Here is a 25,548-nt window from a genome sequence, read left to right as displayed (position 1 = left end):
TTATTTATTGTCAATTCGTCGGACCACAAAAAAGTGGTCTGACGAATGAGAAATTTTTAAGAAAGGCTGATTTAAAGACCGGCCTTTTGTTTTAGGTTTATTTTAACCGCAATGAGCGCTAATTATTCGTTTTAATACCACCTAAAAGTTTCTCAAAACACCTTTAAAATACTTATTTTCAAATAAATACACCTCACTATACTTATTTAGACTAATAATAAATAAGTATAGGTATTCAGTACATTTCTTGTTATTTTTACATAAGAAAACGATCCAAATCATCATGACGAACCATTTTAATGCCCAAATGACAGAATTATACAAAACAAGCAAAGGAACTACTTTCCAATGCGATGTTACAGACCGTATCTGTTTGCAATTTGGCGATATCAGTGCTTCGTTTAAGATCAAAGATTTTTTTATTTTCCGTCGTACTGTTAAGACAATAAACATTCACGAAATGATTTTTAACCTTTCAGATGATTACGATTTTGAATGGATCGAGTCGCCTAAAAGCGGAATTGCACAAAAGCTTACGTTGTGTGAAATCGTTCAGCTTCGTGACTTATTGGACGGTACAAAATTCTCTTTAGAACTTAATTCTGTTCTGCACGAAACGCTTGGCACACTTGTAATACGCTAGTTTCTAATTTAGATTTGTTACAAATTCCTGTTGGTTATCAGCAATATTGAACTTAAAATCAATATTGTTAGTATACTTGTATATACAATACAATCAGTGTTGAATTTTAACTTAGAACTAAGATGAAAGATTTAGTTAGACTTCGTACTTCTTTAAAAGAAGAGATCGAAATTATCTTGAACGCACAGTGTAAAATGGAAGCCGAAGCTTCAAATAAATATTTGGCTATGGCTTCATGGCTTGAAAGAAATGGCTACAAACAATCTTCTGACTATCTATACGGACAAGCAGAAGAAGAACGTACACATTTCCTTAAGATCTTCAAATACATCAACGATGTAGGCGGAACAGCGATCACTCCTGTTATTGGTGAAGTAACACAGGAATACAGCGATCTGAAAAGCGTATTTGAAACAGCGTTGCAAAGTGAAATTGCTGTATCTCTTTCGATCAACAAGATCGTAGCGAAATGCCGCGAAGTAAGCGATTTTGCTACAGAAGAATTCATCATGTGGTTTGTAAAAGAACAACGTGAAGAAGAAGAAAATGCAAGAAGAGCATTAGAATTATTCGAAGTTATTGATGTAAATAGTTCTGCGGGTAAATTCTTACTTGATAAAGAGATCGCTAAGATCGGTGGTAAAGAATAAGCCACGACTCTGATAAAAAATTAAAAATCCCGTTACGCTAATTAGTGTGACGGGATTTTTTATGTACCATGATTGCTCTCGGATTATTGGTCTGACCACTCGAGTACATTAAATCAATAGATTTGAGCGAATCTAAGTGGTCTGACCAATTGTTTGCTTGCTCAGTGGTCTGACCAATCAGAACCAAGCATTTCTATAACAGCAGATCCTTTACAATTTTTTCAGCATCCTCAATCGTCACATCCGAATGCCATTGATTCGTTGGCTGTACAAACATCACAGGTGCATGTTTGCAACGATCGGAACATTCCATTTTAAAGATCTCTATTCTGTCTTTTGCGTGATGTTCTTTAATGGCATCTTTAATGTATCTACGCACTTCCTTATGTCGCCCGCATTTGCTGCCATCGCACATAAAAATAGATTTTTCGGGAAAGTGTATAGACATAGCTAAAGGTTTTTATCTTTTTAATTGTTATCGTTTTGTTAGAGAACTACAATTCGTCGGACCACAAAAAAAGTGGTCTGACGAAAGATCTTTATCAAACGCCTTGGTGTGCAGTCTTACCATGCGGAGTCGGCACACCATTTTCATCCAGACTTACCATTGTTATTTTAGCAATCGAAAGAATAATTTCCTTTGTCATGATGTTTCGTGCTTCACAGGTCAGCGTAATAGATGTTCTTCCGAATTTTACAATATCAATTCCGATCTCGATAATATCGCCTTGCTTCGCCGAACTTTTGAAATCAATTTCAGATAAGAACTTTGTAACAATCCGCGGATTGTTTAATTCAACAATAGCAAACAAGGCTAATTCTTCATCGATCCAGGCTAACAATTTACCACCGAACAAACTTCCGTTGGGATTCAGATCTTCGGGCTTCACCCATTGTCTTGTATTGAAAATCATATATATTTTTTAATGAAGATATTCAATTCCCTTGGATTTTAATACTCTTTGAGCAGGTTATTGTAAGTGGTTTGCAGTTTACGCCAACCACCACACCAATAATCGAAAAGTATAAAGTACTATCCCCTCTTACTTTACTACAAAGCTATCTGTAAATACATTCATAAAAACATAGGAATGATGATACGAACGTTGTGTAAATAATCCTTTGACTTTATATGTACCGGTTTCTGCAGGAGTAAATGCAATCGTATATAAAAAACCTTTTTTATTGATTACAGGCTTTATTTCTACCGGTACATCATTCCTGAATACAGTAATCTGACAATCGTCGTTTGTATAGGTCTCATTATGATCATACCTATCAGGCACTACTGTAAATTCATACGATTGCCCTGCGGAAACAGTATCTGTTGTTTTAATCACATGAGGTGCCGGGAATCCCCAATGGCAGGATCCCGAAACTTTGATCAACTCGTCATTTAACGCTTTCTTTTCAAGAATTAAATACACATTTATAAGCTTCTGAAAAATAAGCGAATCGTTTTTCTCTTCTAATGCCTTTTGATAAAAATTCAATAATGCGAGTGTATTCTTATCTTCATTAGCAGCCAGTTGTACAATTGGTTTTATATTCTCCATTAATACATCAACACGCTTCATCGAATCAATATATTTATTCCGAACATTTGTAATATGCTGCACATGATCAAGAATCGCAACTTCTATTGGACGTCTGCCATTATCTACTATCTCCTTTTCAATACGAATCACAATCCGATCATTTTCATATAACGATTGAGCCGTCATTTCCCGCTGAAATGTCAGCTCCATATTGTATTCTTTTTTATCCGTGCAGGAAAAAAGTATTGTACTCACTATAAGTAAAAATAAAGCAAAATTAATTTTCCGATTTACAATTAAGTATTTTGACATACCACGTATCGTTTAGTAGATTGATACCACAATAATGAAAATTACACCAAAAGATACAGATTATATGAAAAATAAATCACGAAGGCTGCAAGGAAAATTGCCTAAAAACCTATCTATCCATTAAAAAGATTATTGATTTTTTAATGTAACTTTTTCGAACCTCGCCATTATGTACCAAACACATTGTATGAAAAACGCTTACTTTATCCTCCTTTCCTTGATTTGCATCTCTGCAACATCTTCTGAAAAGCAAATTATTGAATGGCAGAATCTCGAAACCGGTCTGGATTATACATCGATGGAAGCTCCTGTAAAATCGATTTGTGCGGATTCAAGAATTGATGTATTAAAAATTAATCCGAAGTATTTTGCTTTTGAACTTCAATGCATGGAGCAGAAAAAAACCGGAAATAAAAAGATAGATCAGATCTGTAAAGAGAATAATCTAATCGCAGCAGTGAATGCCGGTATGTTTAAGCTGGAAGGGAATTTCCAAACCGGTACAGGCTATATGAAAAACGGAAGTTATATCAATAACCCATCATTAAATTCAAGTTATAAAACCGCTTTTGCATTCAACTCTAAAGATACATCCAAACCCAAAGCAACACTTATAGATCTAACATGTGAAGATTGGGCTGCTGCAAAAAGCAACTACACTTCATTCAGTCAGGGAATACGTATGGTAAACTGTGAAGGCAAAGCTACGTGGCAGGCTTCTGAAAAGAAATGGAGCATGGTTCTTTTGGGAGAAGATGTTTCAGGAAATATTTTATTTATCTTCTGCCGTTCACCCTATAAAGTATTAGATTATACAAACATGCTTTTACATTCGGACTTACATATCAAGCGTTTGATGTACCTGGAAGGTGGACCTGAAGCATCGTTCTATTTAAATCATCCAAAAAAAATGGTTCAGAAAATGGGAAGCTATGAAACAGGTTTTAATGAAAACGACAACAACACTGTATACTGGGAAATACCTAATGTGATTGGAATTAAACGAAAGTAACAAACTTGATTCTGCTTCATAAAAATTTAAACTCTATTTATTGAATCAGCTGTTTCAACGTGCTGCCATCCGTTCATGGATCAGATGATCAAGATATGCTTGTCCATTGGGACCAACATGTTTGGTAACAAGTAAACGTTCATCATTTGTATGAAGATATAATTCATAATTGGGATGATTAATAGTCGTACTTCCTGTCCTGGAACCTTGATAGCTAGAACCGGCTATAACAATTTTTTCTGTACGTATAATATCCTTATATCTCACACGACAGGTTTCTATTTGATACATCCCTTCAATAACAATAAATTCTTCTTTAGTAAAAATGAATTTTGTCCTGTCTTTGTAATGATACACACACCAATAAATTACTGCAGCCAACAAAATGAATGTAATAAGAAAAAGGATATTCATATTTAAAGCCAGAAGTACTGTAGCTATAAACAAAGGTGCAGCACAAACAATAATTAAAAAGGATAAAAAATTACCGTCATAGTTATTCAGAATAACATGCACGCTTTTATCTGCAGTAATAAATACCTTAAAATCTTTAGGAAGCTTCATATATTATTGATTGATTAAACTTTAATATCACGCACCAATGATCATCCGGGATGTTTTACCGAATACCTTTTTAATAATAGCGGCAATCAACATACTTAAGATAATTGTAAAAAGCGATAACAAAATTGCGCCTCCCACAATGCATACAGAAGCATACGTTCTATCTGTGCCAATAAATAAAAACAGGGAAGCGCAACTAAACACAATTGCGCCATGTATAAAATAAATCGGAGTTGAATAGGCCGCAACTTTCATTAACCAGACAGGCTGTTTTTCTCCGAAACTCTTGAAGAACACAATCAGTGCAACAGCCAAACAATTTTTTTGAATGTAATAAACAGCATCCTGCACATAAATACCTTTGACCTTATTGATCCCATAATCATGTAGAAACCACAATACAACAGTGCTTATTCCAGCAATTAGTAAAATGTAGCTCATGTTTTTTTTCATCCAGTCCAAACAGGCTTCCATATTAGTACCCACATACATTCCAAACACATATGCTCCGGAAAAATAAATTATTTTACTCATGACCACTCCATATATAAATGGAATTTTTATAGAAGAGCTGATTAATGGAAATAATATAATGATCCAGATAACTATGTTTGCTCGCTTTTTAAATAACAAATTAAAAAGCGGAGTGAGTAGATATAAGCCGAACAAAACAGGCATATACCACAATACAAAATTTGCACCTCCAAACATGAGATTCGTAAAAAGATTTTGATAATCAAGATCTATTCGGTTTGCATCAACATAAATAAGATTGTACGGATGAAATTTTACAAAACTATATAAAAGTGTAAAAAATAAATAAGGCAGAAAAACATATAAGATCCTGCCGGTATAAATTTTTTTATAACCTTTTTCGCTTAGAATAGCCGAAAACAACAAGCCGGAAATTAGCGCGAAATATAATGTACAGTGATTGAAAATTAATTCATTTACAATGAGTATCGGATCCGACCAATTATACCTGCGATAAACCGCTGCATACATTGCAGATACTGCATGCCCGGAAACAATACATATAATCGCAAAAGCTCTGAAACTATGCAGGTGTGATAAAAACCAATCTTTTTTTGTTTCCGTCATATTGCAGTTGATCCATTTCCTATATATAACATTGAAGACATTTGATTAACTCCAACGATCGTATGGTTCGGTTATCAAAAAAAGAAAGGCTTTTGATTTTAAAACCAAAAGCCTTTTCTTTTTTATACGTTCAATTGATTTTAAGGATCATGTTCATGCAATATAAAAGACCTTAAAATAAACTATGTTATTATTAATAACTTTTTGGACCTAATATTTTCTTAAACTCCAACAAAGCAACATCGTCCTGTAAAAGCATCAATGTTGTTTGATCTTTGATAAAGAATTTATTCACTTTACGGATGCGATCAATAAATACTGATTCGCCGTTACCCGGGCACGCCATTTTAGTCAATGCAAATCCATTTCCGAATGAAATTGTTTTGCCATCTAAACTATAAGAGCCTGTATAGGTATTGCAGCTTGTGGTACCGGATACTTGTTTTGGTCTTGCATCAAATGCAATGGTTGGCTTTACAGATGGATACAGGTCTTTAAAAGGAGTAGGTTCACTGATCGTGGAAACCAATTCCCATGTACCACCAAGATCAGATTCTTCTGCAGATGTGTTGGATGTTACCGGAACGGAAGCTTGATCTACATTTTTTGCTGTAGATGTACTTGGTGATTTAGATGTATTACACGAAGCAAAAATTAGTGCTAAGGCAGTAGAAAATACGATTAACTTTTTCATAAACTAAAATTATTTGATTGAAGGATTATTTATTTGCTTTCTTTTAAAACCATATCGATTGTAATTGCACACGATACAATTGCTTGTTTGTGTTCAAGAGATGATGAAAATGCAGGGTCAATGGCAACGTTGTATTTATCTGCCGTAGTGAAAATTTCTTTCACAGCCCCAGCCCATTTTTTACTTACCGTACCAACCTGCTTTTGCGACGCATCTTTGATATCGAAGTTCCATGCTTTCCAATCGCCTGTGATTGTACCGATCAATTGCTCCGAAGAATTTAAGATCTGAAATTCAGGTTTAAAAAATTTAAACTTTTGTTTTACATATCCGATTACTTCATTATCCGAATTCAATACTTCAATTTTAGACATCCAGAAAGTCCATCCACGTTGTATGGTAGTAAGTACATTGCCATTATGACTCTGCACAACCAATTTAAATGGAAGCATTTTTTTATCTAAAAGAAGGCGAAGCAATTTTTCACCGGTAGACAAACGCTGAGTTACTGCGCCGATGTGATCACCTGTTTCATTATAGATATTGTAGGCATTTTCGAATTTGAACATGTTTACTTTTTCATCAATAAAATAATTATTTGATTGAAAAAAAACAGCTACGTCTTCGCTTACCGATTGAGTTGTTTGTGACATATATTTAAAAACAGTTTGTTAAAAGTAATTCATTTAATTAAAGATATAGTAAAAATAGTTTATTCATCGGACTACAAAAAAGCGGTCCGACGAATACCATTTATATTATAATTTATAGCGAACAATTGCACTCGCCTTTCCGGTTATTCCTTTGCGGCCTACAACAATTAATTTGTCATTTTCTTCCCACATCGTATAATCACGAACGATCATCAATTTGGACTCATTCGGCAAAACTGATTGTTCAACAACTTTTCCTGAAGCTCGATCAATATGAGTTAGGTTAATTGTAGTAACCGATCCATCCATAGACTCCGAAGTAGCGTACATAATCCGGATGTTTGTATGATGTGAATTGTCGATTACGTATGAAATCGTATTCAATCCATCGGTAGAAGGATATACTTGATTTTTAGCAACGTATTGTACCCACTTGCGTACATCATCTTTTCCATACGAAAATAACAGGATGCCTTCTGCATGAACATGTCCGTTTACTTCAACCTGATGTTTCTTATCAAATGCTGTTGGAGAAATGTGCGGATACCCATCTGCATAAAGCGATCTCTTTTCCAGAACAAGAATTACACCTTCTGTTTCTGAAACAAACATATGCGACAAATCATAATCTACCCAGTTTTCTTCACCTTTGTATTTTAATGCCTTTCTTGCTTCTGACACTTTTGAAAAAACAGCTGCATCAAATTTGTCTGTAACATGTTTATCTAATGTCAGTGTAACAAAATTAGCAATGGCATACGTTACACCTACAAGTTTTTCTTCAAACAGTTCTACTGCACCTACAATAACTTTATCATCGCTAATCAACTGCGTGATCAATTCATCTTTTTTATAATTGGATCCTGCGATTTCTACAATTTGAAATTCATGCGTATCTAAATTCAATCGGATGATATTTATTTTCCCGGAACCATTTACATTCACAATAAACAATTCACCTCTGTTGTTTACAAAGATGCCATGATTTACATACCCTGCATCAATCGTAACTTTACCTTTTTTCAATACAGTTCCTGCATTATCATAAACCGCTACGCTGGCTACAAGTGTGTGCTGAGAAAAATCAAATACATATGAAACAAACTTACTTTCATCCGGAGAAAAACGAACATTGTGCTTGTATTCAAACGGTGTTACAAAACTCGGACTGGTATGTTCGCAGATCACATCAATAAATGATTCTTTTACTGAGCCTCTGTGTTCAACTTCTATATAAGGGGCAATGGTGTAAGATTCCAGTTCCTTTGTCCAGATCATTGAACCTGTTTTCACATCATAACCATAAGCTACTAATTGTGTCTTCTTTTCTAATTCAAGATGGATAACAGAAAGCAATACAAGATCTTTTCCATTAAAATATAAATCTTTAAAATCTTCTGAAGCAGACACACTGATCAGTGTAGACCAGACTACTTTAAAAGACGAACCATTATTGCGTTCAATAGCAAAATCCGATTTGCCGGAAATTCCGCCTTTTAATTTTGCAATGGTTACAAAATCTCCGTCTTTCAACCGAACTACATCATTGGCACCATCCGGTTCGTGATAGGGGCTTGCCAATCTAAAATCATTTGATAACTCTATAGACTGAGAAAAAGCAATCCAAGACAAACAGAGTAAAAGTGCAGTGGTAACTATTTTTTTCATAAAAGTGATCATTCAATACAAGTTCAAGTTAATGAAGAATAAACAAAGTTTAAAGATATAATTCCGCAAAAATGCCATTTGGGTTCTAAAACAACTAAATACCAATCCATGCGGCTCCAAGTACACCTGCACTATCGCCCGTTTTATTCTTCACAATAGGCGTATCCAATTCTGCGCCAAAAATAAATTTCCCTACCCGTTCCGCTCCTATTGCATATAAAGGCAAATAATTAGATAAACCGCCGCCCAATACAACGATATCCGGATCAATTATTGAAATGACATTTGACAGTGCACGTCCATATTGTTCAAAAAACAATTCTTTTACCTGTAATGCTTCTGCAGTTTCAGCTTCTAAGACATGTATAGCGGGCAAGCGTTTGCCTGTTAATTCATAGTAGCGATCCGAGATCCCGGTTCCGGAAATATACGTTTCCACACAACCTCTCTTTCCGCAATAACACTGCGGTCCCTGCGGATCAATGGTCATATGCCCCCATTCTCCGCCCAGCGATTGTAAGCCATTTAATACGTTATTATGAATAACAACTCCTCCTCCACAGCCCGTGCCCATAATGACACCAAAAACCACTGTATGCCCTTTGCCTGCACCAACAGCAGCTTCAGCCATCGCAAAACAGTTGGCATCGTTTTCAATTGCAACCGGACGATTTATTAAACGCTGCAGATCTTTGAGGATCGGCTTGCCATTCAAACAAAGTGTGTTGGAATTTTTCATCAGACCTGTTTTATGAGAAATAGAGCCTGGTGTACCGATTCCAAATGTATGTGGCTTGTTGTCAATAACTGTTACCGCGTTCGAATAACATTCTGCAAGTGTGTTGATGATCGCTGCATAGCCACGTTCCTGTAATGTCAATACACGATTGCGATATACTTCTGCCCCTTCGGAATTCAGTATAACGGTTTCTATTTTCGTTCCACCTAGATCTATACCTATTTTAAACATTGAAGTTGGCTGACGGTTAACGCTTTTGTTTACGATTATTCGGTTAAAAATTATTTGACAAGATAGTAGAATTTTGGATTCGTTGTATGTAAGCGAAATCAAATTTGAATCAGCCGTTTCGGATATGCTTTCACCGAATGGATCTATAATTGATTTCAATTTTATGTGTTCCTGCCAATATTGTGGTATTTACTGAAAAGTGCCCTTATAATTCAAGGAAAATAAAAGTTAAAATATTGTAATTAAGAAAGTTAAATACATACTCACTTCAAACAATGGGGTAAAACTTTCTGTGGTTCTTAGCAGATAAACCAACAAAATGTATTAATTTTACAACCGCTTTAAAAAATAGTTAAACATAACTCATGACAACAATTACGAATCCTCAAACGCTTTCAACGGTTGTAAATTCTTTAGCAGAATCTGAAACCTTAGCGATGACAAAAAAGGCAAGAGAACTGGCTTCTCAAGGCAATAAAGTAATAAGCTTAAGTGTTGGAGAACCAGACTTCAAGACTCCTCAGCATGTTATGGATGCAGCTAAGAAAGCTATTGACGAAGGATACCACTCCTATAGCCCGGTTGCAGGTTTCGCAGATCTACGTGCTGCAATTGCTGAAAAATTAGTAAAAGAAAATAACATCAAGGTTACAGCTGAAAACATTGTTGTATCTACAGGTGCAAAACAATCATTGGCAAACGTAATTCAGGCAATCGTTGATAAAGGTCAGGAAGTTATCATCCTTGCGCCATACTGGGTTAGTTATTCTGAAATGGTAAAATTAGCAGAAGGTAAATCTGTTATTTTAACAGGAACAATCGAAAACGATTTCAAAGTAACTGCTGCAGAGATTGAAAAAGCGATCACATCAAAAACACGTGCGATCATGTATTCTTCTCCATGTAATCCATCTGGTTCTGTATACACAGAAAAAGAATTACGTGAAATTGGTGCATTGTTACAAAAGAATCCTCAGATCGTAGCGATTGCAGATGAGATCTATGAATATATTAACTTCGAAGGCAAAAACTTCAGTCTTGGTTCTATCGACGAAATCAAAGATCAGGTAGTAACTGTAAACGGTTTCTCTAAAGGCTTCGCAATGACTGGCTGGAGATTGGGTTACATTGCTGCTCCAAAATACATTGCTGCTGCAACTGAAAAACTTCAGGGACAAGTTACTTCAGGTACATGTTCTATCACTCAACGTGCGGGCTTAGCTGCCTTACAAGGTGATTTATCTGCACCATTGAAAATGAAAGAAGCGTACTTAAGAAGACGTGATTTGATCATTGGTTTATTAAAAGAAATTCCGGGTTTGAAAATCAACAAACCTGCAGGTGCATTCTACATCTTCCCGGATGTGAGCGCGTACTTAGGTAAATCTGTTAACGGACAAGTTATCAAAACGTCTAGCGACTTATCTATGTTTATCTTGAATGATGTATTTGTTTCTACTGTAGGCGGCGATTCATTTGGTTCTCCAAATAACATTCGTATCTCTTTTGCAGCGTCTGACGAAAACATCATTGAAGCAATCAAACGCATTAAAGAATGCTTAGCAAAACTAAAGTAATTGAATACCATACAGCGGAAGACCTTTTTAAGGTCTTCCGTACTTTTAATGTGTTGATCATCGGCGATGTGATGATCGATTCTTATTTATGGGGCAAAGTAGAACGTATCTCACCCGAAGCTCCTGTACCCATCCTTCATGTAGAAAAAAGAGAAATCAGACCAGGCGGTGCCGCTAACGTAGCATTGAACATTAAATCATTAGGCGCTACTCCCTTGCTATGCGGTTTAGTAGGCGATGATAAAGATGGTTCTGACTTTTTTAAAATCCTGCAAGACAATGATCTTCCAACGGAAGGAATTGTTTCAAGCAAAGACCGTGTAACAACCATCAAACACCGTATCATCTCCAATGCGCACCACATGCTGCGTGTAGACCAAGAAGATGATCGTATAACAAATGCATCTGAACTCAGCTTATTAAAAGCACGCATTGACTCACTTCTTGATAAAGCACATGTTATTATTTTTGAAGATTACGACAAAGGTGTGTTAAGCGAAGAACTGATTGCGTATGTAACCGATAAAGCAAATGCAAAAGGAATACCAACCGTAGTTGATCCAAAAAAACGCAACTTTTTACATTATAAAAACTGCAGCTTATTTAAGCCGAACAGAAAAGAATTAAAAGAAGGTGTTAAAACAGATGCCAACTTAAACGACAGCAAACAGCTTGAACTAACAGTTCAGGAATTGATGCGTTTGTTAACCTGTGACAGTGTGTTGATCACCTTATCAGAAAAAGGAGTTTACTGGACCAACAAATCCGAACACTTACACATCCCTGCACATCATAGAGAAATTGCCGATGTATCGGGTGCGGGTGATACCGTAATCAGTGTAGCTGCATTGTGTGCTGCTGCACATACGAAGCCATCTGTACTTGCAGCATTATCAAACCTTTCAGGCGGATTGGTATGTGAGCAGGTTGGTGTAGTACCGATCGATAAAAAATTGTTGCAGCTGGAAGCGGAGAAATTAAAAATTATCAGTTAGTCTGATTCATTCATAAAATAAAAAGGGTTGAATTCAAATAATGAATTCAACCCTTTTTATTTACAACAATTTAATTAATACAATACGCTTATGTGAATCTGTTCTTTGCCTCCGTTTATAATAACAATATAATATCCAGGCTGCACCAATCCGCGCTGACCGTATCCATCCCATTCATACGGAAGATTTGCGCGCTTCACTTCTTTTCCATATTTATCATAAATAACCAGACTGCCTTTACCTGTAAATAAATAGGTATCCATATCGCCGTCGTTATTTGGCGTCATGAATGCTTCGTTGCAATCAACAACCGGCATTTCTAAAGGTAGAGGATAATTGGCAATACATGCAGTAGAAAAATTGATCTGTAAGTTATATGCCGTATCAATCAAGCCTGTCATTTTATTTACATTATAATATTCAGTCGTACCAAATGACGTGCTTGTTAATTCATATGTAGTACCAGGAGCAACGAATCCTTGCACTTCGATGTCAAGAGATCCTGAATTGCCGCAATCTGTTTTGCTTGCTTTGTACGAAATATCGGACCAGGCCGGACATGGATTGAATCGAACAAGAAAGGTATCTGTTGTAAGCGTTAAGCTTGTGAGAGATGGATGCGTAATCTGCGCATACACATAACGTTTCGTAACACCGCTGCCACTTGTTTGTGATATGGTAACAGCATCATCTGTTGTACCAGTACCAGCAATACTTGTAGTACCTTCGTACCATGTATAAGTGACGTTTGCTACTATATTGTCAACATTTGAATGCACTGCTACCGATTCATTATAATACGCATCCAGTGTATCCCCTACCGGTGAAAGCATGGGTGTATACGTGTATATATTTGAAGCAGTTAATATACCTGCATATGGACCTAGATCTTTAAACGTAAAATAATTATTATATATTTTTACGCTGGTTAAATTGGGGGACCCAATAAAATTTGCAGGAATAGATGTCAATAAATTATTGTCAATTGCAAAAATGGAAAGCTGTGTATTCGCTGACAGATCGGGAAATTGTGTTAATTTATTTTTACCTGCATTTAAACGCGTAAGCTTTGTAAGTTTTGTTAAGGAAGGTAAGGTTGTAAGTTGATTAGACCAGCAAATCAATTGATCCAGATTAACATTTGCAGATAGATCCGGAAGTTCTGTTAATTGATTCTCCCCTACATCCAATTTTAATAATGAAGGCACACCAGACAGACTTGTAATTTTTGAGATGTTATTTTTGTAAATAATAATCTCCTCTATGATTGGATTGTTACCGAACAGCGGCATTTGTGTTAATTGATTACTATACATCAATACTGTTTTCAAATTCAGCATACCTCTAAAATCTGGTGCCGCGGAAATCTGATTTCCATACAGATGAACTGTTTCCAATGCAGTCATTGGTAATAAAGATGGTATTGAAACAATCGTATTATTCGCGAAGTTGATCTTTGTTACATTAGAAAAATATTGAATGCCTTCTAAATTTGTGATACCCGTGGTGGTGCAGGTAATATTGCTCGTAATCTGAGCAGCAAGATTGCTATCAAGATTGTCGCCATTCATTACTGTACCAAAATTGCCTTTCAGAAAAGTTAAAAATACTGGATCCGGTATAGGCACTAATTTTCCATACCCTGCAAAGGATATAAGTATAAATACAATATGTAAGATCCACTTTTTCATTTATTGAACAATTGTAATAGAACCTCTTTTAGAAGTTCCATCTGCATAGTTAATCACAAAGATATAATAACCTGGTATAATTTGATTGCCATTTCCCATTCCCGACCATTTAAATGCTACCATTGCATGAATCGCACGCTGATAATACAATACGCCTGCTTTATCATATATTTCTATTTGTCCTTCTACACCACTTGGACCAATATATATTTCTTCATCTCCATAAAACGGATTGAATGAATAATCAACCGGACAATCTTTTTCAGCAACAACTATGTTTGAATATTTATGTGTACATCCATTTGCATCCCGTACGATAGCCTGATATACACCTTTCTCCAACTCCCCATTTACAACCGATTCATCACTGCTTGAAGATATAGAAACCGAATATGGTTTTGTACCTCCATTGATATTCGACACCAGAATATTACCTGTGGATTTATAATCGCAGCTAGGGCTCGGCTTAATGTTTGCCTGTATAGTTACATGTGCACAAGGGTCTGGAGCGGTTTTTATTTCATCTATAGTTTTAACAGCATGTGTAACTGGACGTACATCCGTTTTTTGAATAGAAGAAGAATCGATATACAACGTTCCTTTTTCATCTACACGCAACTGTTCTTCCATCTGCTGAATCTGCTGCTTATGAAAACCATTGTCAGTTGTTGTTGCAACAGACTGTGAGGCATCTTTCGTAGTTAATTCTTTATTCCCTGATACGTTTTTATTATCCGGAGTTATTGTTGTTGAAACAATTTGATTACTTTGATTTTCATCTTTTTTAGAGGATATCACATCGTCCTTTTTATTCAACAGATATACAGAAGTACCAATCCCAATTGCAGCAACAGCCAATAAAATAAAACCAAATGGTTTAGATAAACCATTTGAACCGGAATCTTTAATCCGTTCTTCCTGAAAAATATTTTTGACAGAGAGCAAGCGCTGCTCCATGATCAGGGCGTTTGCAACTTTATGTTTCTCAACCTCTGCCTTTAATAAATCGTCTGCTGCGACTTGATTCTCGAATGCAGTCTTTTCACCTGCATCCAGTTCCCCGCTCAGATAAGCTTCAATTTTATCAAATATTTCTTCTTGAAAGCTCATTATCTTCTTAATTGATTTATTAAAGCCGGATTCTCATCGATCTGTTTCAGCAATTTTTCTTTACAACGTTTCAGCTGCATCTTCACTGCACTTACAGAATTCATTTCCATCCGCAACATAATATCTTCCAGCAGCAAGCTGGTATAGGTAGTAAAGGTTAACAATTCAATGCATTTTTCGCCAATCGGACTAAACAGTTTACGAATGATATTTTCATCCGGATTGGCTATTATTTCTTCAGAAAATTCTTCAAACACCGGAATATCCAGCGATTCGATTTCATCTACAAAAGAGATCTTACTATTTTTTTTTGCTCTGTTGATCCACTTATGCAGACAAACTTTATATAGATAGCCATACACTTTATATTTTTCATCATATAGATTGTGCATGATCTGTTTATAAAAGAGCAAGAGCGCGTCCTGAAAAATATCGGAAGCATCTTCCTTATTTCCGGAGTTGCGAACAATAAAACGTTCCACAAGAGGATACACCTTTTTATACAAAAGCGGCACAACCTCTCTGTCTTTGCCTTTTTTTATCAAGGCAACTATATTATTCTCGTCCTGTATGTCCACTCTAATTTAAAATACCTTCCTGAATTAAATAAGTAACGAAATTTCAATAAATTAATATATTTTTGAGATAAGTGTACGGCTATCAATGAATTTAATTTATACAAACTGCCTCTTTTTGTTTATCCTGCTTTTGAATCTACCTGTTTTCGGGCAGAACAATGCGGTATATCCGGATCAGTTTGGTGCTTATTTTAATAATATGTATCTGGTCTCTCCGGCCTATGTTCCTGCAGATACAAAAATGGATCTGAATTTCGCATACAAAACACGTACCGGTGCATTAAACAAAATATCTACATTCAATTTTGCTGCTACACGTGTATTGAATTATACAAAACCGAACAATCATGTAATACGGTTGTATTTTTACAATGAAAAAGATGGCCCCTATATTCACCGGACAAGAGCATATGCAAACTATGCATATAAAATAAAGTTAGGTGAGGACTTGTTCCTTTCATCCGGCTTGGCTATTGGTTTTGCACAAACCGGCTTTACAGCGCCTTCCTCTACTGCCAATGGCAACTCTATGGCTCCGGATGCTGCCATTGGTTTGTCTGTGAATTTTAAAAAAATAGAAGCAGGAATTGCGGTAAATCAACTTTTAAATTCCATTGTCAATCCTGTTGCAGCACCGGTCAAATACGAACGATACTATAACAGTTACATTCAATATACATTCAAACTTTCCCCTTTTATAAATCTTAAATCCGGAATGCTCTGGAGATATTTACCAACCTACAGTGATGATATTAATGTCTTTGGAATGCTGGAATACAGAGACGTCTTTTCGATGGGAAGCTGTTATAAATACAATAAAAGTTTAAGTTTTATTGTATCGGCTAAACTTCATGTGGGCAAAGAAAGCATCCTATTATCTTTTATTTACAATACTCCTTTTTTCAGTAAGCTGCCCGCCTGGACCGACTCTGTTGAACTCAATGGTAATTATTCGTTTTATTGATTGCCTTATTTAATTCAAAACCCCGTATAATAGTACACATTTTCGATTTTTACAGATAAATACACCTATTTTTATCATATAAATAATTTATAAAATCCAATTAATATATTTCTCCGTATAGATATTCTTAAGGAGCACCCGAATCTCTTTACAGATACCTTAATTATAAAATATGATCAAACTAATTACCAAACTTACCGCAGGTACTGCATTCACTATGCTCAGCCTGCTTTCCACCGCGCAATCTTTCAGTCCGTACATTGTAGTTGACCAATTTGGTTATTTACCGGAAGCGAATAAAGTCGCTGTTATCAGAGATCCACAAACTGGTTACGATGCGTCAGATGCATTTACTCCCAGTTCAAATTATGCATTGATCAATGCAACTACGAGTGCTGCTGTATTTACAGCAAGTCCTGTTCAATGGAAAAGTGGTACAACAGACGTAAGCTCCGGCGACAAAGCATGGTGGTTTGATTTTACTTCTTATGCAACTCCCGGAAAATATTATGTGAAGGATGTTACACAAAATGTGCGTTCGGCTGAATTTGTAATTGCAGATACAGTTTATAAAAACGTATTAAAAGCTGCAATGCGTATGTTGTATTATCAACGTTCGAGTTTTGCAAAGGCGGCACCTTATGCAGGAACGGGCTGGACAGATGCAGCAAGTCACACAGGTGCATTGCAGGATAAAAATGCACGCTTGTATAATAATTTAACATCTGCTGCAACCGAAAAAGATCTCCATGGTGGTTGGTATGATGCCGGTGATCTGAATAAATATACTCCATGGACAGCGAATTATGTAATCACATTATTAACTGCCTACCAAGAAAACCCAACGGTATTTACAGACGACTTTAATATTCCTGAATCAGGCAATGGAGTACCCGATATTCTTGATGAAGTAAAATGGGGTATAGATCATTTATTACGTATGCAGCAAAGTGATGGATCATGCTTGTCTGTATTAGGCTCTGCAAGTGGAACTCCCCCATCTGCGGCAACCGGACAAAGTAAATATGGACCTGCCACAACACAGGCTACATTGAAATGTGCCGAAGCGTTTGCATTAGCTTCAAAAATATACAAACAGGCTAATCCTACTCTTTATACTGCATACGCTGCAACGCTACAAACACAAGCCATTGCTGCGTGGACCTGGGCAAATGCAAATACAAATGTGCAATTCAATAATTCAACGAGCTCCCCTACTGTTGCAGCAGGTAATCAGGAAACAGATGATCTCGGAAGAAAAACTTCTAAGTTAGGTGCTGCTCTCTATTTATATGATCTGACCGGTCAAGCAACCTATTTAACATACTTTGAAAGCAATTACACCGACATGCCTTTAGTAGCATGGAGCAGTGCTATTAGTCAGTATTTTTTGGAGTCCCAAAGTTTGCTGATGTACTATCTATCACTGCCAGGCATCAATACTACGATTGCAAATAACATTCGTACAAAGACGGTAACTGCAATTAATAAGTCAGGCGATTTTGCAAATGCACTTACAAATCAATCCGACCCCTACAGATCATTTATAAAAGATTACAACTGGGGTTCGAACCAATATAAATCGAATTATGGAAATTTATTTTGGGAATTGAATGCGCACACTGTTGACAATGCAAGTAACAACGATCTTTATTTAAAAGCATCTGAAGAATATCTGCATTACATACATGGAGTAAATCCACTGCAGCTTGTATATCTTACCAACATGGCTACATATGGCGCAGAGCAAAGTGCAAATGAAATGTATCACACCTGGTTTGCAGATGGAAGTACATTATGGGATCGCGTAGGAACATCCACATACGGACCTCCTCCGGGCTTTTTAATGGGAGGTGCCAATAATAATTATGCCTGGGACAATTGCTGCAACTCAAACTGCGGATCTACTAGCAATACAGCTCTTTGCACATCCATGTCTCTTACTCCGCCCAAAGGACAACCTCAACAAAAATCATATAAAGATTTTAACTCAGGCTGGCCATTAAACTCATGGCAGATAACCGAAACAAGTTTGGGTTATCAAACTGCATACATTCGTTTGTTATCAAAGTATGTTAAGAATACATCGATCACCACAGGCGTACTTTCTTCACAAAGCACTCCGAGCCTGAATGTAAAACCAAATCCAACACAGGATCAATTAAGCATTGATTTCCCTGCATCGGTTTCGGTATCAGATGAAATTCAAGTAGACGTATATAATGTTGTGGGTAATGTTGTTCTTTCTAAAAAAATACAGAACAGTTCAACCATTTCAATCGGTGCATTAGAGAATGGGGTATACATTCTTAAAGTAAGCCAAGGAGGATTGGTGTTCACACAGCGTGTGGTTAAAATTCAATAAAAATATCTGATATAAATAAGAAAGGCCTTGAATGATCGATCATTCAAGGCCTTTCTTATTTAATCTATTTATGAAATCAACAATGCGTCGGACAGCAAAAAAGTAGTCTGACGAATATTCTTACCGTTACTGTGTAACACATACATTGCATTAACAATTTCTTACTGACCACTGACAACTGCCCACTTTTTTAAACAAACATCAACTCTTCCGGTTTCGGATATTTCACCAATGCTGAAAAATCAGATTTCCAGAAATCCAGATCCAGTAGCTTTCCATTTTTATCTTTAGTAAGAGAAAGTACTACAGGAATTTTATCTGCATCTGTATATTCTGCCTGGATTAGATCGCTATCGTATTGATCTGTGTTTGGATTATTCAAATTGATACTGCCCATGTGGCTTCCTTCGTACTCTTCAACCGTATCAGAAATGGGGTATTCTGCTTCATTTGAATTTATTTTCACTAACAGAAATTTTACAATCTCTTTTTCTTCTTCTCGAATCGTTCGTTTTATGTTCATGCTTAACTTTCATTTCAATTATACTGCAAATTATAAAAAATATTCAAATCAAAATTCAAAGCCAGAACTTCTACCCAGATATGTTTGCACGATTCTAAAACCGGTATCGGAATAAAAACCGCTACGCAGTCTTGATATTCGTCCACATGATTTAGTTCCATTATTTGAAACGCCTAAACCATATTTACGAACTACTGCATCCTCTGTATAATCCAGCCGGCTGTCAAAAGACTGCATGCTATAATCTGTAACAGATTGTTTAGCATAAAAATTATCGTCCGTCCACTCATATACATTTTCATTCATGCCTGTAACACCCGTGTGTATTAAGGAATCCTGTTTGATATTGTGTACAAGAGTTACAGAATCAATTGGCATATCTGCTGCCTCATCACACATACGTACAACAAAGTCTTTTTGCTTTTTACTGAGAGCAGTTGCATATACCCATTCAAACTCTGAGGGCACACGATAGAATGGAACATAGGGTTTATTTTTTTCTGCGTTGCGTGCATTTACAAATAACGTAAGCCATTGACAGTATTTTCTGGCTCCCCACCAGCTCACCATCACAACAGGATAATTTTCAAATCCTTTAACAGGCATATACTTTTCACCGTTGTAACTAATTTTATTTTGCCCCGCTCCAATTGCAACGGATTCTTTTATCAGATCCGCATTAGTACGAATAGAATCTTCATTCAAAAAATCGCAAAATTCCTTATTGGTAATTTCGTGTTTGCTCATATAAAATGAACCTATATATACACTGGTTGAATCCGGATTGGAAGAGGTACCTTCGCAATTATTACCCATTAGAAAATTCATGCCCTCAATAAAAACCAGCTCAGGAACTACGCCCGGTACGTGCCTATACATTGAACTATTGACTGGTTGCCGTGTACAGGAACTAAGTAAGAACAGAACATAAACTAAAACAAAAATACCTTTTCTCATAATCAGAATTCTACGCCCGAACTTCTTCCTATATATGTTTGTACAATTCTGAAACCTGTATCGGAATAAAAACCATCTTTATTTCGTGAAAATCTTCCACAGCTACTTTCACCCATATAGCCATGCTTGCGTACTACAGCATCATCAATTTCTTCCGAATAATAGGTAACAGCCATACTAAAATCCATAATGTATTCCATTTTATAGAAATCATCGTCTGTCCATTCGTATACATTTTCATTGATACCTGCGACACCGCTGGCATTTACAGCATCCTGTGTTACGTTGTGTGCAACCTGTGATATTGCGTTTTCTGAACCTGCACTATCACAGATTGCTTCAACAGGATATCTACATGTACCATTTGCATTACTTGCAACCATCCATTCAAACTCAGCAGGCAACCGATAATTAGCAAGACGATACAAACCTTTTTCTTCTCTTTGTTTATTTACATGCTCCGTGAGCCATGTGCAGTATTTCTTTGCTCCCCACCAGCTAACCAATACAACAGGATAATCTTCATATCCCTTAACAGGATAATATATGCCATCGGTTAATACGATCTTACTTTCCGGATGAGAAAGATCGATAATACTTTTTATCAGGAATGAATTTGTACGAATAGAATCTACATTCAAAAAGTAACAAAAATATTTATTCGTGATCTCATGTTTACTCACCAGAATACTGGATATTACACAACTCATCGATCCATAGGAAACGCTGTCTATTTCAAACCCACTTCTGTCATCTGAATATTGTGTTACCACAAGTTCCGGAACCTCGTTCGGCAGATGCTGCGGGATTAGATGCTTTGTGTGAAATTTCTGCACACAGGAGAAACTAATAACTATTAAAACAACATATCGCATTCAGCTTGATAAATAGTTTCAATATGAAATTTTACGTATCGTATTATTATTTGAATCGGACACATATAGATTCCCTTGCGAATCAACAACAATACCGGTAGGAAAATTGAAACTCGCATTTGCACCTTTCCCATCTGCTGCATTTTGGCTACTGCCACCAGCTAACGTTGTTACCTTTCCGGCATCAGTAATTCTTCGAATAAGATTATTTGCCCAATCCGTTACATACAGATTTCCATAGGAATCTGCAGTAATGCAGTATGGATTATAGAAGCTCGCCGCAGTACCCACGCCATCTGCTGATCCTATTGTACCAGAACCGGCTAAGGTAGTAACAATTCCAGCAGGTGTAATTTTACGAATGAGGTGATTTGATCTATCTGCAACAATAATATTACCCGAAGATTGTACTGTAATTCCAAAAGGCTCGTTAAAAGTTGCAGCTGTGCCGTTTCCGTTACTATTTCCGGAACTACCCGAACCCGCTAATGTTGTTACAACACGTGCCGGACTTATCTTGCGAATCAAATCATTACCCGTATCCGCTACATATAAATTCCCATCACGATCAAACGCAACAGCAGCCGGACTATTAAAAGACGCCGATGTACCTTTAGCATTCACAGACCCGTAACTACCGGTACCTGCATACTTTGTTACAACTCCAGCAGGAGTGATTTTTCGGATAGTATGATTCCCCCAATCTGCTACAAAAACATTACCGAATGCATCTACAGCTAAGCCACGGGGAGAGTTAAAGGACGCAGCAGTACCTGTACCGTCAACAAATCCGGCACTACCCGTACCTGCAAATGTACTAACCACTCCTGCGGATGTTATTTTACGAATCAAATGATTCCCAAAATCTGCAACATATATATTTCCTGAACCATCCATAGCTAAGCCACGCGGCCCACTAAAAGATGCGGCTATACCAGTCCCATCAGCAGAGCCTGCTGTTCCGGAGCCAGCGAAAGTGGTGACATTTTGCGGATCGCCCGGAGGAATAATCGGAGGAGCAACCTCATTGGCTTTCTTGTGACATGCACTTAATAACAAAATAAAAAGAACAGCGATTGAAAAGTTACGGTGTTTCATAATAGGTTAAAATATTTAATGTAAAAGTTGAATACTGCCATTAAGTTAAAATTCATAATTTAAAATTCATAATTATTTTCATCCTTTCGTGTAAACAATCAGTCCTATAGAACATAACGCAATACCCAGCTGTTCTGGTATGGATAAAGATTCATGTAGAAAAATAAAAGCCAGCAAAGCTGTTACAGCAGGCACATACGACAAAAATACAGACATGGTACCCGAACCCAACTTACTCACGGCATACGTTATCAAAACCAGGGCCAGCACACTTACCAATAGCCCTTGATAGGCAACCTGAATAAGTACATCCGATAATGGGGTAGCTAAAATACTGGAGGGAAAACACAACCAGATCGGTAAAAATAATACAGCATTCACTAAAGGAACAAACGCAATCACATCTTTCATTCCATATCCCCAGCGCTTTGTAGCCGCCATGTAAGTAGAGAATGCAATGGCTGCACTCACAAGAGAACCTATGCCTAATAGACTCGAGGCAGAGAATGATCCGAAGATATTCATCATCATTAAATTCGCAATCAACAAAATGAAGATCGCAACATATTTGATCCAGGAAACTTTTTCTTTAAACCAATATAAAGTAAAGAACAATCCAATCACAGGAAGCATCCCATTTACCAATACTCCTGCATTTGCCGCTTTAATAGTTTTTAACCCAATAAATGAAAACATGGTATATGGAAATCCACATCCCAGAGCAACCAATAAGATCTGATTCCACTTTACCGAACGCCAATCGTATCGTAAACTAAAGGGCAAGGTTATAAGTGCAGCTGTGCCGAATCGAAGTAAGGTAAGATCATATGGTGTAAGCGCCGTCTGCACGCCCATGCGCGATAAGGTGATCCAACCCGACCAGATACAAACAACAATTACAGCAGCAATATATGGTTTAACAAGAGGTATATTCATACGCATTCAATCAATAGAGTTGTTGTGCAAAGCTAGCGGCTTCCATCATCAATGCAATTCCTGCATGAATCATAATACCGCCATAAAGCGACTGTGTACGTAACGATAGCAAGCCCAAAATCGTTCCGCCTAAAAACGAACTTGCTGTTTCAACAACAGGTTTACCGAAATGAAACGTACAATACAAGGTTGCAATTGCAAGCACACATTCTACACCCATGTATTTATAGAGTGTATGGATCATCATTCCACGAAATAATAATTCGATGTAGGAGAAATCAAACAGGTATAAGGTTTCAAATACCAACACCTGCTGTACGTAAGTGCCAGGTAGCTGATCTTTGTATTGCGACATATTATAAACCGGATACGCTTCCTGAAAATCTTTTGTAAACGATATTAAGATGATTAGCGGCATCATCACACCAAACATCATAAACAGATAAGGTTTCAGATCTGATCGTTTTAATTTCAATCCGTAAAAATTATTGTTTTCCTTTTCAAAATAAATGTAATAAAATAAAACAGGCAGAAAATAGGTAATAAAGCGAATGCTTTGATTCACCGTTTTCTTCAGGTAATACTTGAGTATTTCATCGTTTACTTCATTTAATAATTTTGTATGTATATTAAACGATTCGTCGAAAGCCAATATCGATGGAAACACTACAAGTAAAAGCAAAAAACGTTTATCTGAAAACAAGTGTGTTTTCTTAAACTGAAACACATAGATCCCTACCGCATAAAATAAAGGTATAGCATAATAAAAAAAACATAGTATAAAATAATACCACTCGCCTCTATAGCTTTTTAAAATTCCACTTTCGAAATTGAAATAATAATTGAGCGCTGTTGCCGGAATTAAAAAAAGCAACAGATATATTAAATATGTTGCTTTTAACTCGTATCGAACGTAATTCAATAAGAGATTGTATATTTTTTTCATTTAAAAAATTATGCTTTAACGCTCAATTCTTTCACAGCATCTACAAAACATTTCACTTTTGTTTTATCTGTATCTGGATACAAACCATGTCCGAGGTTGGCAATGTGTCTGCTGCCAGCAAAGGCATCCAGCATTTCTTTAGTCTTCACTCGAATCTGATCTTCCGATAAATATAAAGCACACGGATCCATGTTACCTTGCAAGGTTTTGCCTGGACCAATAATTTTTCTGGATTCAGCAATATCCATGTTCCAGTCTAAGCCAACGGTCTCGCACGGAAAATCAGTAAAATCTTCGCGCACAAAAAATGCTCCTTTTGAAAACACCGTACGTGGCACTTGCGGTACTGCTTCGCAAATTTGTTTGATATAACGCAACGAAAATTCTCTATACTGATCCGGAGGTAATACGCCTGCCCAGGAATCAAATATCTGGTACATGGCAGCACCTGCCTTTACCTGACGTTTTAAATATTCTATCGTAGCTAAGGTAATTTTTTCCAGCAGACGATGTGCAAGTACAGGTTCTGTATATAAGAAACGACGCGCTTTAGAGAACGTCTTAGAACCTTGTCCTTCGATCATGTACGCAAGAATGGTAAATGGAGCACCTGCAAAACCGATCAAGGGCACACGGCCGTTTAATTGCTTTACAGAAAGTTCGATGGCATCGTATACGTATTTCAAATGATCTGCGGCATCGGTTGCAAGCAGTTTATCAATGTCGGCTGAAGAGGTAATTACCTTTGGAAAGAAAGGTCCTTTACTTTCCTGCATTTCATAGGGTAAACCCATTGCTTCCGGGATCACAAGAATGTCTGAAAAAATAATGGCTGCATCTACACCCAATATATCAACCGGCTGAATGGTCACTTCTGCAGCCAATGCCGGTGTTGTACACAATTCTATAAAGCCACTTAATTTTTCACGTACAGCACGGTATTCCGGAAGAATTCTACCTGCCTGACGCATCAACCAAACGGGAGTACGTTCAACCGCTTCTCCGCGTGCAGCTCTTAATATTAAATCATTCTGATATTGCATGGTGCAAGTTACGAGTATGAAAGACGATTTGCAACGTATTTATACTTGATTCTGTTGTTGTGTACAAAGAACCAGAACAGACTGA

General features: G+C 36.7%; 26 protein-coding genes. 7 read left to right on the top strand and 19 right to left on the bottom strand.

The genetic code is table 11. The features are described from left to right. Window positions 1-307 precede the first annotated feature (307 nt). Together A3EE_RS0115585 and A3EE_RS0115580 are read left to right on the top strand one after the other, a co-directional pair. On the top strand, window positions 308-643 hold the full coding sequence (locus A3EE_RS0115585; protein ID WP_018344373.1) for a hypothetical protein: 336 nt from the start codon (window positions 308-310) through the stop codon (window positions 641-643). A gap of 122 nt (window positions 644-765) precedes the next feature. Further along, window positions 766-1,293, top strand: coding sequence for a ferritin (locus tag A3EE_RS0115580; protein ID WP_018344372.1), 528 nt, complete (start codon window positions 766-768; stop codon window positions 1,291-1,293). Window positions 1,294-1,486: 193 nt separating this feature from the next. On the opposite strand, the gene A3EE_RS0115575 is transcribed toward A3EE_RS0115580, so the two are convergent. The 3 genes from A3EE_RS0115575 to A3EE_RS0115565 all read right to left on the bottom strand — a co-directional run bounded on the left by A3EE_RS0115575 (window position 1,487) and on the right by A3EE_RS0115565 (window position 3,143). Then, window positions 1,487-1,741: a (2Fe-2S) ferredoxin domain-containing protein gene (locus tag A3EE_RS0115575; protein WP_026209817.1), complete on the bottom strand. Its 255-nt coding sequence runs from the start codon at window positions 1,739-1,741 to the stop codon at window positions 1,487-1,489. A 94-nt stretch (window positions 1,742-1,835) separates the two neighbouring features. Beyond that, a complete protein-coding gene (locus A3EE_RS0115570) occupies window positions 1,836-2,207 on the bottom strand; it encodes an acyl-CoA thioesterase (protein WP_018344370.1) in 372 nt (123 codons plus the stop codon). A gap of 129 nt (window positions 2,208-2,336) precedes the next feature. Further along, a complete protein-coding gene (locus A3EE_RS0115565; RefSeq protein ID WP_018344369.1) occupies window positions 2,337-3,143 on the bottom strand; it encodes a hypothetical protein in 807 nt (268 codons plus the stop codon). A gap of 187 nt (window positions 3,144-3,330) precedes the next feature. Between A3EE_RS0115565 and A3EE_RS0115560 the strand changes: the two genes are divergently transcribed. Next, entirely contained in the window at window positions 3,331-4,155 is an 825-nt protein-coding gene (locus tag A3EE_RS0115560; protein WP_018344368.1) for a phosphodiester glycosidase family protein, read from the top strand. A 54-nt stretch (window positions 4,156-4,209) separates the two neighbouring features. On the opposite strand, the gene A3EE_RS0115555 is transcribed toward A3EE_RS0115560, so the two are convergent. The 6 genes from A3EE_RS0115555 to A3EE_RS0115530 all read right to left on the bottom strand — a co-directional run bounded on the left by A3EE_RS0115555 (window position 4,210) and on the right by A3EE_RS0115530 (window position 9,805). Beyond that, window positions 4,210-4,719, bottom strand: a complete 510-nt coding sequence (locus tag A3EE_RS0115555; RefSeq protein WP_018344367.1) for a hypothetical protein — start codon at window positions 4,717-4,719, stop codon at window positions 4,210-4,212. A 27-nt stretch (window positions 4,720-4,746) separates the two neighbouring features. Beyond that, window positions 4,747-5,820: an acyltransferase gene (locus A3EE_RS0115550; protein WP_018344366.1), complete on the bottom strand. Its 1,074-nt coding sequence runs from the start codon at window positions 5,818-5,820 to the stop codon at window positions 4,747-4,749. A 193-nt stretch (window positions 5,821-6,013) separates the two neighbouring features. After that, window positions 6,014-6,514 (bottom strand): META domain-containing protein, encoded by a 501-nt coding sequence (locus A3EE_RS0115545; protein WP_018344365.1) that lies wholly within the window; start codon window positions 6,512-6,514, stop codon window positions 6,014-6,016. A 29-nt stretch (window positions 6,515-6,543) separates the two neighbouring features. Continuing rightward, the gene (locus A3EE_RS0115540) at window positions 6,544-7,167 is read right to left on the bottom strand and encodes an LURP-one-related/scramblase family protein (RefSeq protein WP_018344364.1); all 624 of its coding nucleotides are present in this window, start codon (window positions 7,165-7,167) and stop codon (window positions 6,544-6,546) included. Window positions 7,168-7,272: 105 nt separating this feature from the next. Further along, window positions 7,273-8,835, bottom strand: a complete 1,563-nt coding sequence (locus A3EE_RS0115535; RefSeq protein WP_018344363.1) for a hypothetical protein — start codon at window positions 8,833-8,835, stop codon at window positions 7,273-7,275. 94 nt (window positions 8,836-8,929) lie between these two features. Next, the gene (locus tag A3EE_RS0115530; RefSeq protein WP_026209816.1) at window positions 8,930-9,805 is read right to left on the bottom strand and encodes an ROK family protein; all 876 of its coding nucleotides are present in this window, start codon (window positions 9,803-9,805) and stop codon (window positions 8,930-8,932) included. Between the two features lie 365 nt (window positions 9,806-10,170). On the opposite strand from A3EE_RS0115530, the gene A3EE_RS0115525 reads away from it, so the two are divergent. Together A3EE_RS0115525 and A3EE_RS0115520 are read left to right on the top strand one after the other, a co-directional pair. Then, complete coding sequence (locus tag A3EE_RS0115525; RefSeq protein WP_018344361.1) at window positions 10,171-11,382, top strand: pyridoxal phosphate-dependent aminotransferase; 1,212 nt, start codon at window positions 10,171-10,173, stop codon at window positions 11,380-11,382. After that, entirely contained in the window at window positions 11,361-12,377 is a 1,017-nt protein-coding gene (locus tag A3EE_RS0115520; RefSeq protein ID WP_018344360.1) for a bifunctional heptose 7-phosphate kinase/heptose 1-phosphate adenyltransferase, read from the top strand. Before A3EE_RS0115525 ends, A3EE_RS0115520 begins: the two co-directional genes overlap by 22 nt. Before the next feature lie 74 nt (window positions 12,378-12,451). Here the strand turns inward: A3EE_RS0115520 and A3EE_RS0115515 are convergent, their stop codons facing one another. From A3EE_RS0115515 to A3EE_RS0115505, 3 genes are read right to left on the bottom strand one after another with little or no spacing between them, the layout of a single operon-like run. Then, window positions 12,452-14,068 (bottom strand): leucine-rich repeat domain-containing protein, encoded by a 1,617-nt coding sequence (locus A3EE_RS0115515; protein ID WP_018344359.1) that lies wholly within the window; start codon window positions 14,066-14,068, stop codon window positions 12,452-12,454. Further along, entirely contained in the window at window positions 14,069-15,178 is a 1,110-nt protein-coding gene (locus tag A3EE_RS0115510; protein WP_018344358.1) for an anti-sigma factor, read from the bottom strand. It abuts the gene before it with no gap. Beyond that, the gene (locus A3EE_RS0115505; RefSeq protein WP_018344357.1) at window positions 15,178-15,756 is read right to left on the bottom strand and encodes an RNA polymerase sigma factor; all 579 of its coding nucleotides are present in this window, start codon (window positions 15,754-15,756) and stop codon (window positions 15,178-15,180) included. The genes A3EE_RS0115510 and A3EE_RS0115505 overlap by 1 nt, the downstream gene beginning before the upstream one ends. A gap of 115 nt (window positions 15,757-15,871) precedes the next feature. On the opposite strand from A3EE_RS0115505, the gene A3EE_RS0115500 reads away from it, so the two are divergent. Both A3EE_RS0115500 and A3EE_RS0115495 read left to right on the top strand, forming a co-directional pair. Next, on the top strand, window positions 15,872-16,720 hold the full coding sequence (locus A3EE_RS0115500) for a type IX secretion system membrane protein PorP/SprF (RefSeq protein ID WP_245553851.1): 849 nt from the start codon (window positions 15,872-15,874) through the stop codon (window positions 16,718-16,720). Between the two features lie 172 nt (window positions 16,721-16,892). Continuing rightward, window positions 16,893-19,085, top strand: a complete 2,193-nt coding sequence (locus A3EE_RS0115495; protein ID WP_018344355.1) for a glycoside hydrolase family 9 protein — start codon at window positions 16,893-16,895, stop codon at window positions 19,083-19,085. 190 nt (window positions 19,086-19,275) lie between these two features. On the opposite strand, the gene A3EE_RS0115490 is transcribed toward A3EE_RS0115495, so the two are convergent. The 7 genes from A3EE_RS0115490 to hemE form a co-directional block, all read right to left on the bottom strand. After that, window positions 19,276-19,608 carry a DUF6984 family protein gene (locus A3EE_RS0115490; RefSeq protein WP_018344354.1) on the bottom strand — a complete coding sequence of 111 codons (333 nt, stop codon included), beginning with the start codon at window positions 19,606-19,608 and terminating at the stop codon, window positions 19,276-19,278. Between the two features lie 48 nt (window positions 19,609-19,656). Further along, a complete protein-coding gene (locus tag A3EE_RS0115485; protein ID WP_157447057.1) occupies window positions 19,657-20,487 on the bottom strand; it encodes a formylglycine-generating enzyme family protein in 831 nt (276 codons plus the stop codon). A gap of 80 nt (window positions 20,488-20,567) precedes the next feature. Beyond that, window positions 20,568-21,401 (bottom strand): formylglycine-generating enzyme family protein, encoded by an 834-nt coding sequence (locus tag A3EE_RS0115480; RefSeq protein ID WP_026209815.1) that lies wholly within the window; start codon window positions 21,399-21,401, stop codon window positions 20,568-20,570. Between the two features lie 57 nt (window positions 21,402-21,458). Beyond that, window positions 21,459-22,538 (bottom strand): NHL repeat-containing protein, encoded by a 1,080-nt coding sequence (locus A3EE_RS0115475; RefSeq protein ID WP_018344351.1) that lies wholly within the window; start codon window positions 22,536-22,538, stop codon window positions 21,459-21,461. Between the two features lie 78 nt (window positions 22,539-22,616). Continuing rightward, window positions 22,617-23,474: a DMT family transporter gene (locus tag A3EE_RS0115470; protein ID WP_157447056.1), complete on the bottom strand. Its 858-nt coding sequence runs from the start codon at window positions 23,472-23,474 to the stop codon at window positions 22,617-22,619. 10 nt (window positions 23,475-23,484) lie between these two features. After that, window positions 23,485-24,420 carry a CPBP family intramembrane glutamic endopeptidase gene (locus tag A3EE_RS0115465; protein WP_018344349.1) on the bottom strand — a complete coding sequence of 312 codons (936 nt, stop codon included), beginning with the start codon at window positions 24,418-24,420 and terminating at the stop codon, window positions 23,485-23,487. Between the two features lie 8 nt (window positions 24,421-24,428). Continuing rightward, window positions 24,429-25,463 (bottom strand): uroporphyrinogen decarboxylase, encoded by a 1,035-nt coding sequence (hemE, locus tag A3EE_RS0115460; RefSeq protein WP_018344348.1) that lies wholly within the window; start codon window positions 25,461-25,463, stop codon window positions 24,429-24,431. Window positions 25,464-25,548: the final 85 nt, after the last annotated feature.

Source organism: Cytophaga aurantiaca DSM 3654 (assembly GCF_000379725.1).
GTDB lineage: Bacteria > Bacteroidota > Bacteroidia > Cytophagales > Cytophagaceae > Cytophaga > Cytophaga aurantiaca.
Note: the sequence above shows the minus strand (reverse complement) of the source record. Positions and strands in the feature narration are given on the sequence as shown.

Excerpts from the sequence above, each read along its gene's own strand:
- A3EE_RS0115585 (WP_018344373.1), top strand. The coding sequence starts at position 308 with ATGACAGAATTATACAAAACAAGCAAAGGAACTACTTTCCAATGCGAT.
- A3EE_RS0115580 (WP_018344372.1), top strand. The coding sequence starts at position 766 with ATGAAAGATTTAGTTAGACTTCGTACTTCTTTAAAAGAAGAGATCGAA.
- A3EE_RS0115575 (WP_026209817.1), bottom strand. The coding sequence starts at position 1,741 with ATGTCTATACACTTTCCCGAAAAATCTATTTTTATGTGCGATGGCAGC.
- A3EE_RS0115570 (WP_018344370.1), bottom strand. The coding sequence starts at position 2,207 with ATGATTTTCAATACAAGACAATGGGTGAAGCCCGAAGATCTGAATCCC.
- A3EE_RS0115565 (WP_018344369.1), bottom strand. The coding sequence starts at position 3,143 with ATGTCAAAATACTTAATTGTAAATCGGAAAATTAATTTTGCTTTATTT.
- A3EE_RS0115560 (WP_018344368.1), top strand. The coding sequence starts at position 3,331 with ATGAAAAACGCTTACTTTATCCTCCTTTCCTTGATTTGCATCTCTGCA.
- A3EE_RS0115555 (WP_018344367.1), bottom strand. The coding sequence starts at position 4,719 with ATGAAGCTTCCTAAAGATTTTAAGGTATTTATTACTGCAGATAAAAGC.
- A3EE_RS0115550 (WP_018344366.1), bottom strand. The coding sequence starts at position 5,820 with ATGACGGAAACAAAAAAAGATTGGTTTTTATCACACCTGCATAGTTTC.
- A3EE_RS0115545 (WP_018344365.1), bottom strand. The coding sequence starts at position 6,514 with ATGAAAAAGTTAATCGTATTTTCTACTGCCTTAGCACTAATTTTTGCT.
- A3EE_RS0115540 (WP_018344364.1), bottom strand. The coding sequence starts at position 7,167 with ATGTCACAAACAACTCAATCGGTAAGCGAAGACGTAGCTGTTTTTTTT.
- A3EE_RS0115535 (WP_018344363.1), bottom strand. The coding sequence starts at position 8,835 with ATGAAAAAAATAGTTACCACTGCACTTTTACTCTGTTTGTCTTGGATT.
- A3EE_RS0115530 (WP_026209816.1), bottom strand. The coding sequence starts at position 9,805 with ATGTTTAAAATAGGTATAGATCTAGGTGGAACGAAAATAGAAACCGTT.
- A3EE_RS0115525 (WP_018344361.1), top strand. The coding sequence starts at position 10,171 with ATGACAACAATTACGAATCCTCAAACGCTTTCAACGGTTGTAAATTCT.
- A3EE_RS0115520 (WP_018344360.1), top strand. The coding sequence starts at position 11,361 with ATGCTTAGCAAAACTAAAGTAATTGAATACCATACAGCGGAAGACCTT.
- A3EE_RS0115515 (WP_018344359.1), bottom strand. The coding sequence starts at position 14,068 with ATGAAAAAGTGGATCTTACATATTGTATTTATACTTATATCCTTTGCA.
- A3EE_RS0115510 (WP_018344358.1), bottom strand. The coding sequence starts at position 15,178 with ATGAGCTTTCAAGAAGAAATATTTGATAAAATTGAAGCTTATCTGAGC.
- A3EE_RS0115495 (WP_018344355.1), top strand. The coding sequence starts at position 16,893 with ATGATCAAACTAATTACCAAACTTACCGCAGGTACTGCATTCACTATG.
- A3EE_RS0115490 (WP_018344354.1), bottom strand. The coding sequence starts at position 19,608 with ATGAACATAAAACGAACGATTCGAGAAGAAGAAAAAGAGATTGTAAAA.
- A3EE_RS0115485 (WP_157447057.1), bottom strand. The coding sequence starts at position 20,487 with ATGTATAGGCACGTACCGGGCGTAGTTCCTGAGCTGGTTTTTATTGAG.
- A3EE_RS0115475 (WP_018344351.1), bottom strand. The coding sequence starts at position 22,538 with ATGAAACACCGTAACTTTTCAATCGCTGTTCTTTTTATTTTGTTATTA.
- A3EE_RS0115470 (WP_157447056.1), bottom strand. The coding sequence starts at position 23,474 with ATGAATATACCTCTTGTTAAACCATATATTGCTGCTGTAATTGTTGTT.
- A3EE_RS0115465 (WP_018344349.1), bottom strand. The coding sequence starts at position 24,420 with ATGAAAAAAATATACAATCTCTTATTGAATTACGTTCGATACGAGTTA.
- hemE (WP_018344348.1), bottom strand. The coding sequence starts at position 25,463 with ATGCAATATCAGAATGATTTAATATTAAGAGCTGCACGCGGAGAAGCG.